We start from the raw sequence: 18,183 nt of genomic DNA on the forward strand, positions 1-18,183 counted from the left end.
CTTATGCAGCCAGTTGCAGCAAAACATGTCATCATCATTGTTGGTCCTACTGCAGTAGGGAAAACAGCCGTTGCTGTTGACCTCGCCCGGCGCTTGCATACAAACATCATTTCTGCCGACTCCAGGCAATGTTACCGGGAACTGAATATTGGCGTAGCCAGACCTTCACCCGAAGAATTGGCAGCCGTGAAACATTATTTTATTGCTTCTCATTCGGTGAAAGAAACCGTAAACGCAGCAAGCTTTGAGCAATATGCATTACAGGCGGCCGATGAAATTTTCCAACAGCAGCAGTATGCGGTGATGGTAGGCGGCACCGGTTTGTACATCAAAACTTTTTGTGAAGGATTGGATGAAATGCCTGTAGTGTCGCCGTTGGTGCGCAAACAGATCATAGAGGCTTACAAAGAAAAGGGGTTGGACTGGCTACAACAGGAATTGCGCACCAAAGACCCCGCTTTCTGGGAGATAGCTGAACAACAGAACCCGCAACGTCTCATGCGTGCATTGGAAATTATGGAAGCTACGGGGCAATCTATTACTGTCTTTCGTCAACGCAACCAGGTAGAGCGTCCGTTTACTGTATCAAAGATCGGATTGGAACTTCCCCGTGAACGCTTATATGAACGCATCAATGCGAGGGTAGACCAGATGATGGAAGCGGGTTTGCTGGAAGAGGTCCGTTCAGTTGCTTCATATCAACACCTTAACGCGTTGCAAACGGTGGGTTATAAAGAATTATTCCAGCATCTGGCTGGACAATATTCGCTAGACGAAGCGGTTCGCCTGATCAAACAAAATACCCGTCATTATGCCAAGCGGCAGATGACCTGGTTTAAAAAAGACAGTTCCATTCAATGGATCGACGCACGAAATGCCGGTCAGCGGCTATCAGAGTTTTATCCCGAAAGTTAGCATGAGGTTACCGGCGCTGCCACTTTGTTCTGCAAAAGTGTTGGGCTTATCGTTGAGGCGATAGGGGAATTGTGCATCTGTGTTGAAAGCATGCGCATAGCCTAGATCAATGAAAATACCATGATCGCGGTAACCGATACCGCCGCTGGCCACAATACGGTTGGCTTTGATGGCGGCATCTGCATAGGGACTGCCATAGTACGCGCCTCCCAACCGGAACATGATGGTGTGCAGTTTGAGTTCACCGCCTAGTTTGAAATTAATATTGCCTTTATAAGATGCTTTAACGGCATCGTTCACCTGGTGATAATAATTTGCTAATGCCTGGTCACCACCATCGGTAGAATAAAAACGAGCACCGCGGTAATTTACATACTCGAGGTCGGCGCTGATGAAAGCCCTTTGCAAACGCGTATCCCTGATCTCACGGAATACATAACTACCACTAACAATGGCCCTCCAGGGAGTTAACAGGTTGTAGGAGCGTCTGCCGGGGTCACCACTGTTGAGGCGATCGCTGGTTTCACTTACTGTTCCTGCAAAACCTTCGGTATTGGTAGTCATAGATGCCCTGAGTTCATCTTTGAAACCAATGAATTGCGGCGTGTGTATCGCGAAGCCAATGCGCCAGAAATCCTTCGGTTTATAAATGATACCAAACTTGCCGCCAATGCCTATACCCCGGGAATTGAACTGTTCTTTGAAAGTAGAATAAGCAAAATGATTATTGGGGTTATTGGTGGCATCCGTTTCTGTGTAGGTGAGGTCGCGCGCATAACTGATTACCGGGATGGTGAAGCTGCCGCCTATGTACAATTTATTATCCATATTGCCGGCGAATCCCAAAGCGATCTCATGGTATCCGCCGCGCGTAACGGCATCATACATCTGATTCACACCTGTTGAAATGGGCACCATGCTTTGATAACCGGCCAGCGTACCGCCGGGTCCCCGCAAAGTATCTACGAGGTAAGTACGGAAAGCAAGAGAAGAACCAAAAATATAATTGCTGAGTGCTGCATTGGTATCGGCACGGTCGCGCGTAAGCTCTTCCAGGAATTGCTCGGAATAAGAACTGAAATTATTGAAACCTTTGAACTGGATATGGTTGTTATAATTCGCTACTTCCATCACCGATAAAGCGAATGCGCTGCTCGTCCACTTCCTGGTGCCATCGTGATTAGCCGAACTGAGAATAAAACCCGATGTGCCGTAGTTGAAACGGTTGAGACTACTGGTGGTATCGGAACCTCTGAAATTAAATTTATTATTGTTCAATAAAAACGCAGGAGATAAAACCAACTCATTGGTCTTGTACATACCAATACCCGCGGGGTTCACGTGATTGGCTGTGATCTCTCCGCCGAGAGAACCCATTACACCACCAATTGCAACGTTGCGTGCCGTACCATTCTGTGTGAACCAGGCGGTACGCAATGCATCTTCCGGTGTTTGGGCAGATGCAAACAAAGCAAAGAGCAATAAAGAACCCAGTGTAAATGATTTCATAATAGTTTTGTTTGGATGCACTTATCACTAACGACAGGCAAACCATTCACCTGACGTGCATGTGCTGAAGACGTTTGTACTAATTACCCCTGCTACGGCCACCACCCGCACTGCTGCCTGTGCTTTTGTAGCCGCCGCTATTGCCGCCTGCACTACTGCTGCTGGAAGAACTGGATGAGGAGTTGTTATTGCCGGAAGAATAAGTGTTGGTATTGCTGAAAGTACGCACGGGCCTGTCCCAACTGCTGGCATTGCTGGAATTATTGGGTGCAGGACTAAACACCCGTTTCATCAGGTTGCCAAAACGATTCTGGTTGTTGTCAACATTAATCCATTGTCCGGATTTGTTATCCCGGTAACCGGAATTGGTGTTGTTGTAAGTCCTGTTGCGGAAAGCCGCTATATTCGTTCCCGAGTTGAAATTTACATAGGTATTGTTTCCGTAAAAAGCTTTCGGATTCGCATAACCGATCACAGTGTAAGCGGGACAATTCCACCCCAGACCCCATCCTGGCCGCCACATGCCGTAACTCAATCCATAATTCCAGGCCGGGTACATTGAATAGGAGTAGGGGTTCCAGGCATATAAGTTGTTCCAGGTATTGTAACCACCATAACCGTAATAGTACTGGCCAAAATCATAGCGGCTGTCATACCAGTAATTGAAGTCATCCAATGCACTCCAACGGTTGCGGTTGGCTACTTTCATGCGCAGGTACTGGTCGTCCTGGCTGCTGATATAATCTTCATAACGCGATTTGTCATCCTGGTGCTTTTGCTGACGCACCACCTGACCTTCTCTTCCGGGGGAATAATAAACATCATCGGGCGTTTGTCCGGATTTGTACATAGTAGAACAGCCAGCCAGTAAACTGGAACCGATGAGACCGAGGAGTAGCATTCTTTTCATAACGCCAGCATTAAGAAGTTAGATACTGTGAAGTTACATACATTTGCGTCTCTGTTGATAGGTAATAATTAAGCGTCAAAGAGTTTGCCAACAAACGATAGTAAGTAAACTATTTTGTTAATAGAATTGTAAAAATTTATAATGAGTAAGGAAATCACATCCCGGGAACAGGATTATTCGCAATGGTATAACGATCTGGTGTTGAAAGGTGGTCTTGCCGATTACAGTGCAGTACGTGGTTGTATGGTGATTAAGCCCTACGGTTTTGCTTTGTGGGAGAACATGCGGGATGTGCTGGACAGGATGTTCAAAGATACCGGGCATCAGAACGCCTATTTCCCACTCTTTGTTCCTAAAAGTCTTTTTGAAGCGGAAGAAAAAAATGCAGAAGGTTTTGCAAAAGAATGTGCAGTGGTAACCCATTACCGCCTCAAAAACGATCCGTCCCAGCCGGGCAAACTCATGGTAGATCCTGAAGCGAGGCTGGAGGAAGAGTTGGTGGTAAGACCTACCAGTGAAGCGATCATCTGGAATACTTATAAAGGATGGATACAATCGTATCGTGATCTTCCCATACTTGTTAACCAATGGGCCAACGTGGTTCGCTGGGAAATGCGCACCCGTTTATTCTTGCGCACAGCCGAGTTCCTATGGCAGGAAGGACATACCGCGCACGCCAGTAAGGAAGAAGCGATTGAAGAAACCCGGAAGATGCTGGATGTATATGCCGATTTCGTAGAGAATTGGATGGCGGTACCGGTGATCAAAGGCGTAAAAAGTCCGAATGAACGTTTTGCCGGTGCAGAAGATACTTATTGTATAGAAGCGCTGATGCAGGATGGGAAAGCATTACAGGCCGGTACTTCACATTTCCTGGGGCAGAATTTTGCGAAAGCGTTTGATGTGAAGTTCAGCGATAAAGAAAACAAACTCGATTATGTATGGGCTACCAGCTGGGGGGTGAGCACCCGCCTCATCGGTGCCCTGGTAATGGCGCATAGTGATGATGATGGCCTGATACTTCCTCCGAAGATTGCACCGGTTCAGGTAGTGATCGTACCTATTTATAAAGGCGATGAGCAAAAAGCATTGATCGATGTGAAAGCGCACGAGCTCGTGAAGAAATTAAAAGGACTGGGCATTTCTGTGAAATACGATAACTCTGATAATTCACGCCCCGGTTGGAAATTTGCCGAATACGAAATGAAGGGCGTTCCTGTTCGCATGGCCATCGGCGCGCGCGATATGCAAAACAATGTAGTGGAGGTAGCACGCAGGGACACTAAAGAAAAACAAACGGTGAGTATGGATGGCATTGAATTCTATGTGCAAACCCTGCTCGAAGAAATACAACTGCATATTTACAACAAAGCCAAAACCTATCGCGATGAACACATCACGAAGGCCGACGATTGGAATACATTTGTAAACCTGCTGGATACCAAAGGCGGTTTTATCTCAGCACATTGGGATGGTACTGCTGAAACGGAAGAACAGATCAAAGAACAAACCAAAGCAACCATTCGTTGTATTCCACTGGATGCAAAAGAAGAAGCAGGAAAATGCATCCTCACTGGCAAGCCTTCTTCCGTAAGGGTATTGTTTGCAAGGGCTTATTGATTATGCGACAGAAAGAAATTCATCCTTCCATGCAACCTTACCTCGATGGTAAGGTTTTGCTGTTTGATAAGCCTTTGGAATGGACTTCCTTTGATGTGGTGAAGAAAGTACGTATCCTCACGCGTATCAGCAAAGTAGGCCACGCCGGCACACTGGATCCGCTCGCTACGGGATTGCTCATTGTATGTACGGGTAAGTTTACCAAAAAGATCAATGAGTATATGGGAATGGAAAAAGAGTACACGGGCACATTCACGCTCGGAGCTGTTACTCCCACTTATGATTTAGAAAGCGAGCCGGAGAACAGTAAAGATATCACTCATCTTACACCGGAAATGATCCATGCGGCAACAAGGCAATTTACCGGTCCCATCATGCAAGTACCTCCTGCGCATTCTGCCATCAAAAAAGACGGGAAGCCTGTGTACCTGGCTGCAAGAAAAGGAGAAGACGTGCAATTGGAGCCCAGGCCGGTGACCATTCACGCTTTTGAGATTGAAAAAATAGAATTACCCAAAGTGTATTTCAGGGTGGTATGTTCTACTGGAACCTATATCCGCAGCCTCGCTAATGACTTCGGTGCAGCATTGGGTGTGGGTGGATACATGAGCAGTTTATGCAGAACCCGCATTGGCGTTTTTGAACTCAGCGAAGCCATGTCGCTGACCGACTTTGAAGCATCCATCAAAAAAACGCTGGCATCAGAAGGGTAGGTTGATACCGAACTGGAAGGCATAGTTGTCTACTTTCAATCCATTCTGCCTGGTATCGGTCCATTCAAAATTTTTGAGACTCATCCAGCCGCCGTTCTGCAAGCGCGCAGGATCTTTTACTTTATAAGCAACATCGAGTCGTATCAACACATACGAGAAGTCGATGCGGATACCGGTTCCCACGCCAATAGCCAGGTCGCGGCCCAGACGTGAAAATGAAAACTGTGCATCGGGATCTGCGCTGTTGTTTTTGATGTTCCAGATATTACCGATATCGGCATACAACGCACTGCCTATCTTGAAGCCGGCGATCGTCGTAAGGGGGAAACGGTATTCAATGTTTGCTTCTATCTGCATATCGCCAAACCGATCGTGGTACCTGCTGGTGGTGATCGTATCACTCGATAAAGAACTACCCGGACCCAGTTGCCGCAATGCCCATGCGCGCATGCTGTAAGGGCCTCCAGCTATGAACTGTTTGAAGAAAGGCAATGTTCTGCCGATAGCAGAATCATTTCCATAGTTGTAACCGGCACCAATGAATCCCCGGTAAGCCAGTTCTGTTTTACCCATTTTGGTAGACTGCTTGTATTCGGCTTCTGCTTTGATGTAGCGATAAATATTATTGGTGAGGTCAGGTATCATCCCGAATAACCCACCTGCCTCTTCCACCCCTAAACGGATAAAATGGCTTTTATTTTTATTGTTGGGATTGCTCACCGATCTGTACAATGTAAGACTTTGACTCAACACATTGCCTTCGTTGAAAGAAGCCCGCAGGAAAGGATTGATAGCGATCAGTTTTCTAAGACTGTCGAGTTTGTCAATACCGTATAATTCCAGGTTCAATGGTTTGTATAGCCAAAGATTATCTCCATTACGTTTCTGCACTTTCCATTCATAACCAAAGCTGGTTACGAGTGAACGCAGACGGTAAATATCGCGCCTGTCTACATAAGAACCATTGATGGAAAGCAGGGTCCTTTTGTTGTCAAGTGCTTTCAACGCTTTCCAGTTTTTGAAGGGCTGGATCAACCGGGGAAATGCATAAGTATGCCCCAGACTGAGTAAGAATGTTTGCACCAGCCGGTCACTTGTTTGCGAGAATAAATTGAGTTCAACTCCCGTGCGCAGGGTGGTGACGGACTGGATGGCCTGTTTCCATACATTTTTGTTGTGGTAAGAGAAGTTGGTAGAAACGCCCCAGGTATTACCCGATATGATATCGGCCCTGTTGAGACTGGTTTCCAGGTCTACGGTAAAACTTTGTTTAACAGCCGGTATGAGAAAATAATAGAGATCGATACTGTCTTTCCCCCTCACCACCGGTGTTACATCTACTTGCTGCCAGGCGCCGATCTGGCCAAGGTTGTTGATGGATTTGAGGTAGCTGTCTTCATTGTAAAGATCGCCGCGCCGGAGATAAGTATGTTCTCTGAGCGGACGGTAATTGAAGAGTCCTTTTTTATAACGAAGAATGCCTTCTTTTCTCCTGATCTCATAAAAACCGAGCCCGTGTTGTGCAATCAGGCTGTCTGTGACATCGCCCGACCTGGTCTCGGGATAATAATAATTGTTGGCGATATAGAATGGCTTGATGACAGCCGAATCGGTCACGGGTCGCTGTCGTATGTCTATATCCCAGGCGGGATTTTCTTTCCGGTGTTTGGCTGCTTCGGCAATCAGCTTTGCCTGCTGGAAAGGGTCGAGGGTGAGCGCCAGCAACCTGGCATCGGTACTGTCAACCTGCGCATAAATATTGTCGCGGGTAAACCTGAAGTAGCCGTTTTGCCGGTATAGACTTACGAGCCTGTCGAGTTCAGAGCTGATGATGCCCTTGCTGTAAGGGTTGCCCTTTTTGAGCAGGCTGTTCTTTTCCTGCTTACGCGTGAGGCGTTGCAGGTTGCTGTCGCTGAGCGTATAGGAAACGGAATCGATGGTAACATTCTTCCCCGCTTCAATGATCATTTGGATATTGGTGCGCAACTGGTCTTTGAATGTATCGATGTTGACAGAGTCTTTGAAACGGGCGTAATAATATCCCTGCGAGTTCAGGTAAGCGTTCATGAAACTAATGGAACGGATAATATTCGTGCTGTCGAAGACCGGCGGGTTTTTGATACGGTCGAAGAAAAAGAACTGGCGAACCTTGCGGCTTTTCAAGCTGTCGTCCCAATAATTCTCCAGGTCGGTGGTTAACCTATTTTTCTCATCTTTGGAAAGATTCCCGTTCAGGATTACTTTATTGGAATAAACAAAAGGGCGGCCGATGGGATAGTTTTGTTTAGCGCAGGAACAGAACAACGCCAGTAAAAACAGCAGTGAAAAGAGACTGAAAAGGGATATTCGTTTACCGTTCAAATACATACAGGATGTTAAGCAAGAATGAACTCAAATATATTCAATCTTTGTGCCACAAAAAACAAAGGCAGGAGACGGGCCTTTTCCTGGCCGAAGGCCCCAAGCTGGTAGAAGAACTGTTGCACAGCGATTACAGGATCAAAAAGATACTCGCTACCGGCCAGTGGACTGAGGAACACGGAACAAATCACCTTGTTGAGCAGGTAACTGAAGCGGAATTGGAAAAGATCAGCGCGTTGCAAACGCCTAACCAGGTATTGGCGATTGTAGAACAAAAGGCGCTTGTTACTGAACCAGTGATAGAGGGCCGCCTGAGCCTGGTATTGGATGGAATACAGGATCCCGGCAATATGGGAACCATTATACGTATTGCAGACTGGTTCGGTATTGAACAAATCATTGCCAGTGAAGATACCGTTGAGCTGTATAACCCCAAAGTGATCCAGAGCACCATGGGCAGTTTCATGCGGATAAAACTATGGTACAAACCGCTGACACATTTTTTATCTACTCTACAAGTTCCTGTATATGGTGCTTTGTTAACAGGAAATAATTTGTATGAACAACCGTTGCTGAAGGAAGGCGTTCTGGTAATCGGCAATGAATCGAAGGGCATCCGTCCGGAGTTGCTTCCGTTCATCAATCATCCGGTAACCATTCCCAGGATAGGAGGAGCAGAATCCTTGAATGCAGCGGTTGCTACCGGCATCCTGCTTTCCCACCTGATCAAATGATCTCTACAGTTTGTGCAATTGGCTGGCCAGTTCGGCTAGCGGAACATTTTGCATATAAGAACTGATCAGGTTACCATTCTTATCATATAAAGCTGCAAAAGGAACACCGGTCATTTTATAATAATTACGAAGGAAAAAAGAATTGCCTTCGGTGCCGGTAACGATATTGGGGTATTTATATACTTTATGTTCCTGCACGAACTGGTTAACAGCCGCTAAAGGAAAATAAGTGATCATCACAACAGACGCCTTATCAAAATCATGAACACGCTTGAAAAAAGCATCCATCATCACTTTGCAATGATCACAATCGGGAGAGAAGTAAATGAGCAGGATGGGTTTGCCCATAGGCAATTCCGTAGCCCTGTATAGTTTGGCGTCACTCTTAACAATTTTGAAAGGGGGCAATTTGCCGCTTTGTGCACAAACAAGGCTGGCGCCGGATAAAAACATTGCCAGAAGCAGGGTAAAGTATTTTTTCATATTTGGGAATGATTGATAGAGCTACCGGCAATTTAAGCAATTGTTGTTGCTTATGCCTGCTCCGGTTTGCCGGCAGCTTTTATCATTACCAGGTACTTTTCAACGGGGTATGTACCAATTTTTTAATAATGAGGTCTTTGGAAGCTTTCACCGCCAGCCGGTGATAGGGCTGGTGAGGGAAGAATATCTCTGTCATTACACTCAGCCCTCCATCGGCAAACAATTCTACCGAACTCCTATCAACTACGAAGTCCAGCTTTATGCCGGCAGCCTGGCTGAAGCGTGGCGCTGTATGCCTTCCGGCGAAACCCTTTTTGAAATCTATTTCGCCCGAACGTGAGCGATCAATATAATATTGATGAGACAGGGCATCATAACCAATCTCTACTTGCTCACCTGCTTCATTGAACAATACCAGTGAAAGATCCTCGGCTTTATCTGCCTCCAGTTGCAACCGGAAAGGTTGCCCATCGATACCCAGCGATTGGGTAAGATCGATACTGGAATGAACGGCCAACTGACTTTTCACTACCGGCTTCTTTTCAATAACATGCATGGCAGATACAGGTGCCGATGCCACCAGCCATTCCTGTTTTACCTGTTTCAAACTTAATACACGTGGGATGGTCATAGCACTTCTCCAAGGGGAAGTGGGTACTACATTGGCATAGTTCCAGTTACTCATCCAGCCCAGGAAAATTCTTTCTGAACCGGTGTTGGACCAGGTAACACCTGCGTATTCATCCGGCCCGTAATCGATCCACCTGGTGCGGGTATCAACGGGTGTGAATTGATGACCGTTGAAGTTCCCAACAAAATATTGCGTGGCAGAACCTCCATTAGGACCTCCGGGATTCAGATTCACGATCAGTACCCAATGTTGTTTGCCATGCTCATCAGCTAATGTAAACAGATCGGGACATTCCCAAACACCGCCATGTGCTCCAAACGCTTTACCAAACTCGCTTTCTTTGGTCCACTCTTTTAAATTGGGTGAAGAGAAAAAGCTGATGCAATCTTTGGTGGCTAGTGTCATGATCCATTTGTGTTGCGGTTCATACCACATCACTTTCGGATCGCGGGAATCAGTGATGCCGGGATTCTTCAACACGGGGTTGCCTGCATATTTGGTCCAGGTCTTGCCATCGTCCAGACTGTATGCCAGGCTTTGATGTTGATAATCGTTTCTCTTTGCACGCAGTGCCGCTGTATCATGGTGTGTGAAGATGGCAACGAGTGGCGTTTGCCCACCGGTTCCAAATCCAGTGGTATTGTGTTCGTCCACTACGGCACTGCCCGAGAAAATATACCCCAGGCTATCTGGATACAACGCAACCGGCTGATGTTGCCAATGCATAAGGTCAGTGCTGGTAGCATGCCCCCAGTGCATAGGACCCCATACCATTGCACCGGGATAGTACTGGTAAAAAAGATGGTAAGTGCCTTTGTAGTACAACATTCCATTGGGATCGTTCATCCATTTTTCTTTGGGAGAGAAATGGATCTGCGGGCGGTGTGGTTCCTGGTAGGTGGACTGCGCCTGCGATGACAAGGTGGTAACTATGACCATCAACAAAGCAGGTATCCGAATATGGTTCTTCATGTAAAAGGTTTTATACGCACAGAATATGTGATCAGTACCCGGGGTTTTGTTTATATAAACCGTTGGTAAATGTAATCTCCGATTGAGGGATTGGCAAATACTCGTCGCGGCCTGCAGTGAATTTTGCTGTTGCTAAAAAAGACCTCCTGTTTTTTTCAACAGCGATATAGGCATTCAATGTTGGTTCAGCAATACCCCAGCGTACAAGATCAAAGAAGCGGGATCCTTCCGTTGCAAACTCCAGCCTTCTTTCCCATTGCAATGCTTTGCGTGCATAATCCTGGGTCCAGCCGGTGGCAGGATAAGGTTGGATATTGTATTTGGACGGGAAAGTACCATCGGCTTTTTTAAGTCTTCCTGTGCTGGCTGCCGCTCTTACCCTGAGCTGGTTGATCAATGGCAAAGCATTGTTTTGTTGTCCCAGTTCAATATAAGCTTCTGCCTGTATCAATAAAATATCATCGTAGCGAAGCACATCTTCATTCAATGCAGTGCCCATGAATGGCCCGAGCTTCAGGTAAAACGGACTGTTCGCCAGCTGTTGGTGACGCATAGTATGGAAGTTTCCATACACACCCGGATCGCGTACCCAGCTGTTACTAAAAGGCCTGGTATTATCGTATTTGTAAGGATGTCCATCGATGCCAACGGTATGATCCAGGCGGGGATCTACTGTTGCCGTGCTGAGATCAGCGATGCTATTATTGAAATTATCAAAATTGGGCAAACCATTGATATCTGTTGTATGCGCATTGACCAGGTTCTGACTCGCAGCATGGAAACCACAACAACCATACTGTGGCGCACCGTGCGGATAATTCAAACCATCTTCAAAAGCCAACCGGCCGTTGGTGGTACCATCATTGATGCTGAACTGGATCGCAAAAATAGACTCGGGTCCGTTCTTGGTTTCAGCTAAAAAGTTATCACCGATATCTGCGCTCAAAGCATATTTACCCGATGAGATCACTGCCTGTGTTAAGGCCACTACTTCCTGCAGCCTGGTTTTGTTGATGTTGATCACCTGGTGTTTGTCGTCCTGCTCGTAAGCCTGGTATAATTTTAGTTTTGCCAGGTAAGCCTGTGCTGCCAGTTTGTTGGCCCTGCCGAGTTCTGGTTGCGATACAGGTAAATTGTCAATCGCATATTGAAAATCGGCCGCGATCTTATTCCAGGAATCATCGTTCTTCAGATTATTGGAGGTCTTCAGGATATCTGCATCGGTGGCAGTCTCATCGAAAATGGGAATGTTTTTGTACAGGCGCTTCATCGTAAAATAACTATGCGCCCGCAGGAACTTCAGTTCGGCCAAACGGATTTTCTTGTTAGGGAAGCTGGCATCGGGGATGGCATTCACGGCGCGTATGGCTACATTGGCCCTTGAAATGGATTTGAACAGGTTTTGCCAGGTGCGGGAAACGAAAGCGCCCATGGTAGGCGCTACCAGGTTATAATGTTCCATGGCGTCGATTTCACCAACATCACTGGTTCCGCCACCGCCTTTGTATGCGTCGTCTGAACGAACGCTGCCATAAGCCCAGTTACTATAGATGGGACCGATCATATCGCCATTGCCAATAGCGGCATAAGCGGCTGTTACCAAGCCTTCCACAGCAGTGGGTGATGTGAGGTCTGTAGATGATAATACGCCTGTTGGTGTATAGTCCAGCGCTTTTTTACAGGAACCCAATAACAAGAGACCTGATAAAACGGTGGATGATAATATTATTTTAGTTTTCATGATGATTCAATTTTATGGGTTAAAATGAAGCGTTGACACCGAATGAGAATGTTCTGGGGATGGGTATCGGATCAAGACTGATGCGCTCCGGATCGGGACTTTGGTATTTCTTGCTCTTGAGCGTCAGCAGATTTTCGGCCATCAGGTAAAAACGCAGTCTTGAAAAAATAGATCTCGGAATGATGGTGTAACCCAATTGAACGTTACGCAGTTTAAAATAAGAGGTGTTCACAATGAAGTAGTCGGAAGTCCGGCTTTCGTTGTTGTTGTCTTTCAGCGTCAAAGCAGGAATGGTAGTATTGGTGTTGGTGGGCGTCCAGCCATTGAATACGCCGGGGCCTACGTTTTCCCTGCTTTTCATGATGTTGTTGTACAAGGTATACACATCAAATCCTGATCGTCCGCCAACACCTGAACCGAAAAGAGACAGATCAAATTGCTTGTAACTCATGTCTATCCTAGCACCGTATTCCAGGGAAGGCAATGTGGTACCTATCCAGGTTCTGTCGTTGTCATCAATTTTACCATCGCCATTGACATCTACATAACGGATGCGGCCCGGGCCTGCGCCAATCTGTGAGGGAGCTGCATTCACATCGGCCTGCGACTGGAAGAGTCCTGCGGTTTTATAACCGAAGATGTCAAACTGCGAATGACCAATGATGGTATTGAGCAGGTTGCCGGGATAAGCCGGGCGAACATTTTCGGGTAACTCTGTGATCTTATCCCTGAAATGAGAAAAGTTCAGTGTTACATTGTATTTGAAATCACCTGTCTGCGGACCATGATAACCCAATACGAGTTCCCAGCCTTTGTTGCTTTTGGAAGCGCCGTTCACTGCTTTCGATTGACCTTCGCCCAGCGCCGATGCAACAGGTGGTACGATCAGGATACCTGTTGTATTTCGCGTGAAATAATCAAACGAACCAAAGATCTTATTGCTGAGAATAGAAAAATCTATACCCGCGTTGATCTCATCGGTAGTTTCCCATTTGAGTCCGGGGTTGGCCGCCTGTGTTTGCACAAAGCCTGAAGGCAAAGTACCGGTAGAAGCGCCGGACAAAGAGTAGGCGGTACCAATGTTCATGTATTGCTCCCAGAAACCACCTACGAGTTGCGACAATACAGTGCCATACCTGGTATCGAACAATCCAAAGCGAGCGAGATCGCCGATCTGCTGATTACCTACACGGCCTATACCCACCCTTGCCTTTAACTCGGAGAACAGCCGGTTGTTTTTCATGAAACTTTCTTTTTCGATTCTCCATCCCAATGAAGCTGCGGGAAAAATTCCGTACTGGTTATCGGAACCAAACCTGGATGAACCATCACGGCGTACGGTTAATGCAGCCAGGTATTTATTCGAGAAGCTATAATCGATGCGGCCGAATTGAGAGAACAACTGATTTCCTGTAGAACCTCCGGAAACAGTGGTATTGCCCGTACCTGCATTCAGCGTGAAATATTCCTGGGTCTGGATGGCGAATTTTTCTTTCTTGGTGGTCTGGAAGTCCAGCGTGGTTTTGATGTATTCCGTACCTGCCAGGAATTTGAAATGATGATTGGCATTCAGGTCCCAGTTGTATCGCAGTGTATTGGAGAAAGTGGTACTCAGGAAATGATTCTGATCGAAAGAGAGGCTATTGGTAGTACGGTTCAATGCGCCTTCTGAAAAAGTAGGAGTGATCACTTTACTCAGATAAGTAGCATTGTCTGCTCCGAAATTGGATTTGAAAAAGAGGTTTTTTACAGGTTGAATTTCAACAAATACGTTACCGAATGTGCTCAGGCGGTTGGCATTGTTCCATTTGGCCAGGTCTTGCATGTGCAGCGGATTATTCCGGTCTGAATAACCTGCACCCAGTTCTCCTGCATAGGTAGTACCATCTTTCTGGTACACCGGAATAGTGGGCGCTAACGTAACGGCTAAGAATGTGGTAAGGGCGCCACCCAAATCTTTGGCCGCCAGTTTTTCATTCGAATTGGACATGCGAAGGTTTACACCAAAAGTGACTTTGTCATTAAAAGCATGGGTGATGGCGTTGATGCTTCCACCGATGCGGTTGTAGCCAGTGAATCGCAACATGCCCGAATTATTCAATTGGTTCAGGTTGATCTCGAGCGATGAACTTTTATTTCCCACAGATGCGGTAAGACTGTTGCTGGTAACGATACCTGTTTTGTACATCACGCTTTGCCAGTCGGTATTTCCCACCGGTGTGTTGGGATCGCCGCCAACAAATGGTTGAAGCGATACGCTGTTCAATACGGGATTGTTGTAATCTTTGTTCCAATCGAAATTATAGATCTGGCCATATCCGGCAGTTGGATCCTGTTTGTCGTTGACAGAAGCCTGCCATAAGGCTTTACCCCTATCCAGTGAGTTCAGCATTTTTAACCGGAATGGTTTTTCCGACTGGAATGCAGTGCTGCTGTTGAACTGGAAATCTACTTTGCCATTGGTGTTCCCACCGTTCCGGGTAGTCACAATGATTACACCATTAGAGGCACGTGAACCATAAATAGATTCTGCAGACGCATCTTTCAAAACTTGTACAGAAGCAATATTGGCAGGGTCCAGGTTCTGAAATACCTCGGGTCTCGTAGTAGGTATACCGTCTATTATATACAGCGGATCATTGTTGCCGAGCGTATTGGCACCCCTGATGAGTATCCTGCTCGTTGATCCGTTCGGAGAGCCGCTTTTTTCGATATATAGACCTGCAACCCTGCCTTGTAACGCCTGCATAGCATTGCCTGAAGTATTGTTTTTGACAGGCGCCATATCTACAACTGCTACAGAACCCGTCAAGTCTTGTTTTCTTTGTGCGGTATAACCAACGATCACCACATCTTCCAGCGCTTTGCCGGCAGCCGTTAAGATGATATCTATTTGTTGTTTTCCTTCTACAGCAACCGTTCGGGATTCGTATCCAATATAGCTGACCAGTATGAATTTTACTTTGTTGGGAACTGTGATGCTGAATTTACCTTCAGCATTGGTGGCGGTACCACCGGCAGCACCCTGGAAGGTAATGTTGGCGCCGGCCAATGGTTCATTGGTGCGTGCGGCCCTGACAGTACCGGTTAATTGTTTTTGTGCATTGGCATATTGCAATGCAAAGAGCATTACAATCAAAAAAAGCAGGTTCTTTTTCATAGCGCAGTTTTTAATGGTTGGCAATCCTGAGGAATTGAAAATGAGCAGATGCTCGGGTGCGGCATCAGCCGCATGGCTAATTGTGATGGCAATCGCATAAGTGTTGGGGTTTTAGGTTGTATGTGCAGTGAATTCTTTTTAATGGCGAATGAGATCGATTTCCGTGACCAGGTAATTGGGGCATCCGCCTTTTTTGGTAGCAATGAGTGCGCCCATGGCGCAGGCAAAAGCCAGTGCGTCTTCAACAGCGGCTCCATTGATGAGTTGATGGAGTAATCCGGCAAGGAATGCATCACCGCTGCCTACTGTATCGGCTACTTCAACAGTGTAGCCAGCATGTTGGTATAATTGACCCTCTTTGTAAAGCATAGCGCCTTCACTTCCCATGGTTACTACGATCATGGGTGTTTTGAATTTTTCGTATACGGCTTCAATGCGTTTGGCATGCGTAGGATAATGACCCAGCCAGGAAGCCACCAGCTCCAGCTCGTGAATGTTCAGTTTGAATATGGTTGCTTCACTGATGAGGTATTCGATGGTAAACTGATCATAGTGTGGCGCACGGAGATTGATATCGAGTACTTTGGTACGAGCCAGGTGCAACAATTTGAAAAGAGTGTCTCTTGATCGCAGGCTCCTTGCCGATAAACTGCCGTAAATAAAATAGTTGGCATTGACGGCCAGCTCAAGGTTTTCATGGTCAGCCACGATCTCATCCCAGGCAGCGGGCTTCACAATATCATAGACCACATCGGTTTGCTCGTTGGCGAGCACTCTCACTAAACCAGTTGCATAAGTTTTATCTAACTGCACATACTGCGTGCTGAGTCCTGCATTTTTCATCACTTCCACCAGGTCAGATCCGTATTGATCGGAACCGATACGGGTGATGAGTGCGGGCGCCAGGCCCAGCTTTTGCAAGTGATAGGCTACATTCATGGGAGCCCCTCCGGGCTTGGCACCCGACGGAAAAAGATCCCAAAGGATTTCGCCATAAGAGACGATGTTGTGTTTGTGTTGATTCATATAGCAGTCATTAAGCAATCATGGATGATTTTAGTGCAACACCAGGCTTCTTTCAATCTGTTCAAGCGATTTGCCCTTGGTTTCCGGCATGAACTTCCATACGAATACCAGTTGCACCAACATCATCACCGTGAAAAACAAAAATGTATGTCCGCCTCCGAGTTTCTCTGCCAGTACCGGGAAGGAAAAAGCGATCAATGCCGCCATGAACCAGTGTGTGAAGCTGCCCAGGGTCTGGCCTTTGGCCCGCACCTGGTTGGGAAATATCTCTGAAATAAATACCCATATCACAGCCCCCTGACTGAATGCGAAAAATGCGATGTATACGAGCAGGTAAACTACAATGCCTGGTCCGCTGAAATCCTGCAGGTAAAAAGATCTGGCTACGAGGCCCAGGGTGAAGATCAATCCTACAGACCCGATCAGCATCAGTTTTTTTCTGCCTATCCGGTCAATGAAATTGATGGCTACCAGCGTGAACAGAAAATTTACACCGCCGATACCTACAGTCGATAAAAGAGAAGAGCTGCGGCCTAAACCTGTCATTTCAAAAATGCGTGGCGCAAAATAAATAATAGCATTGATGCCCGATACCTGGTTGAATATGGCAAATGCCACCGCTAGAAAAATAGGGAACTTGTTTTTCCTGGTGAACAATACCTCTCCGCCGCCACTGGCAGCTTCCTGCGCTGCATTAGCTTCGATACCGGCGAGTACCGTATCTGCATTTTGCGGATTGATGATGGTAAGGATGTTCGCAGCTTCTTCTTTCCTGCCTTTGTGCAGCAATAGCCAACGCGGGCTTTCCGGTATCAAACGCAACAACAGCAGGAAAAGAAGCGAAGGCAGGGCCTGGATACCCAACATCCACCGCCAGGACAAGCCGCCGGTTTCGCCGATCAGGTAATTGGAAAAATAAGAGATGAGTATGCCCAGCACTACATTGAACTGGAACATGGCTACCATCCTGCCGCGCGACTCCGGGGGCGAGATTTCGGAAATATACACTGGTGCGGTTACAGAGGAAGCACCTACTCCCCATCCGCCCAATAAACGGAATAATAAAAACAGGTACCAGTTGGTGGCAAAGGCCGTACCAAGAGAGGCAATAAGATAGGTAGTGGCAATGATCATCAGGGTTTTCTTTCTGCCCAGGTTGTCGCTGGGCATGCTGCCGGTGAGGGCTCCGATGATGGTGCCGATCAATGCAATGGAAATGGTTAGTCCATGTTGAAGAGAACTGAGGTGCCAATATTGCTGGATAGATTGCTCGGCACCGGAAATCACAGCCGTATCAAATCCGAATAAAAATCCACCCAGAGAAACAATGACACTCCAAAGAAGTACTTTTCGTTTGTTCATATAGCAAGCTTTCGGGATCAAACTTAGCTTTGGAGGGCGGGACTTT

At 46.8% G+C, this 18,183-nt stretch carries 13 protein-coding genes; 4 read left to right on the plus strand and 9 right to left on the minus strand.

Annotation, left to right across the window (positions count from 1 at the left end; genetic code table 11):
- Positions 1-3: 3 nt before the first annotated feature.
- Positions 4-915 (plus strand): tRNA (adenosine(37)-N6)-dimethylallyltransferase MiaA, encoded by a 912-nt coding sequence (gene miaA / locus SEDOR53_RS17670; RefSeq protein ID WP_037360978.1) that lies wholly within the window; start codon positions 4-6, stop codon positions 913-915.
- On the opposite strand, the gene SEDOR53_RS0109810 is transcribed toward miaA, so the two are convergent.
- Together SEDOR53_RS0109810 and SEDOR53_RS0109815 are read right to left on the minus strand one after the other, a co-directional pair.
- Positions 892-2,424, minus strand: a complete 1,533-nt coding sequence (locus SEDOR53_RS0109810) for a hypothetical protein (RefSeq protein ID WP_037360980.1) — start codon at positions 2,422-2,424, stop codon at positions 892-894. The two genes, miaA and SEDOR53_RS0109810, sit on opposite strands and share 24 nt — an antisense overlap.
- Positions 2,425-2,503: 79 nt before the next feature.
- Complete coding sequence (locus SEDOR53_RS0109815) at positions 2,504-3,334, minus strand: hypothetical protein (RefSeq protein WP_157576759.1); 831 nt, start codon at positions 3,332-3,334, stop codon at positions 2,504-2,506.
- Positions 3,335-3,475: 141 nt separating this feature from the next.
- Here SEDOR53_RS0109815 and proS point away from each other — a divergent pair, with 141 nt between their 5' ends.
- Both proS and truB read left to right on the plus strand, forming a co-directional pair.
- On the plus strand, positions 3,476-4,954 hold the full coding sequence (proS, locus tag SEDOR53_RS0109820) for a proline--tRNA ligase (RefSeq protein ID WP_026769566.1): 1,479 nt from the start codon (positions 3,476-3,478) through the stop codon (positions 4,952-4,954).
- A gap of 2 nt (positions 4,955-4,956) precedes the next feature.
- Positions 4,957-5,667 carry a tRNA pseudouridine(55) synthase TruB gene (gene truB, locus SEDOR53_RS17675; RefSeq protein ID WP_051416586.1) on the plus strand — a complete coding sequence of 237 codons (711 nt, stop codon included), beginning with the start codon at positions 4,957-4,959 and terminating at the stop codon, positions 5,665-5,667.
- Here truB and SEDOR53_RS0109830 read toward each other — a convergent pair.
- Entirely contained in the window at positions 5,656-8,034 is a 2,379-nt protein-coding gene (locus tag SEDOR53_RS0109830) for a BamA/TamA family outer membrane protein (RefSeq protein ID WP_026769567.1), read from the minus strand. The genes truB and SEDOR53_RS0109830 overlap by 12 nt on opposite strands.
- A gap of 5 nt (positions 8,035-8,039) precedes the next feature.
- Here SEDOR53_RS0109830 and SEDOR53_RS0109835 point away from each other — a divergent pair, with 5 nt between their 5' ends.
- Positions 8,040-8,762, plus strand: coding sequence for an RNA methyltransferase (locus SEDOR53_RS0109835; RefSeq protein ID WP_026769568.1), 723 nt, complete (start codon positions 8,040-8,042; stop codon positions 8,760-8,762).
- A 3-nt stretch (positions 8,763-8,765) separates the two neighbouring features.
- Here SEDOR53_RS0109835 and SEDOR53_RS0109840 read toward each other — a convergent pair whose 3' ends face one another.
- From SEDOR53_RS0109840 to SEDOR53_RS0109865, 6 genes are all read right to left on the minus strand, one after another.
- Entirely contained in the window at positions 8,766-9,245 is a 480-nt protein-coding gene (locus tag SEDOR53_RS0109840; RefSeq protein ID WP_026769569.1) for a redoxin domain-containing protein, read from the minus strand.
- Between the two features lie 85 nt (positions 9,246-9,330).
- Positions 9,331-10,848, minus strand: coding sequence for a glycoside hydrolase family 32 protein (locus SEDOR53_RS0109845; protein WP_026769570.1), 1,518 nt, complete (start codon positions 10,846-10,848; stop codon positions 9,331-9,333).
- A 31-nt stretch (positions 10,849-10,879) separates the two neighbouring features.
- A complete protein-coding gene (locus SEDOR53_RS0109850) occupies positions 10,880-12,589 on the minus strand; it encodes a RagB/SusD family nutrient uptake outer membrane protein (RefSeq protein WP_026769571.1) in 1,710 nt (569 codons plus the stop codon).
- Between the two features lie 19 nt (positions 12,590-12,608).
- Positions 12,609-15,749 (minus strand): SusC/RagA family TonB-linked outer membrane protein, encoded by a 3,141-nt coding sequence (locus tag SEDOR53_RS0109855; RefSeq protein WP_026769572.1) that lies wholly within the window; start codon positions 15,747-15,749, stop codon positions 12,609-12,611.
- A 138-nt stretch (positions 15,750-15,887) separates the two neighbouring features.
- On the minus strand, positions 15,888-16,775 hold the full coding sequence (locus SEDOR53_RS0109860; RefSeq protein WP_026769573.1) for a carbohydrate kinase: 888 nt from the start codon (positions 16,773-16,775) through the stop codon (positions 15,888-15,890).
- 30 nt (positions 16,776-16,805) lie between these two features.
- Positions 16,806-18,158, minus strand: coding sequence for a sugar porter family MFS transporter (locus SEDOR53_RS0109865; RefSeq protein ID WP_255346344.1), 1,353 nt, complete (start codon positions 18,156-18,158; stop codon positions 16,806-16,808).
- Positions 18,159-18,183: the final 25 nt, after the last annotated feature.

It is taken from the genome of Asinibacterium sp. OR53, assembly GCF_000515315.1.
GTDB lineage: Bacteria > Bacteroidota > Bacteroidia > Chitinophagales > Chitinophagaceae > Sediminibacterium.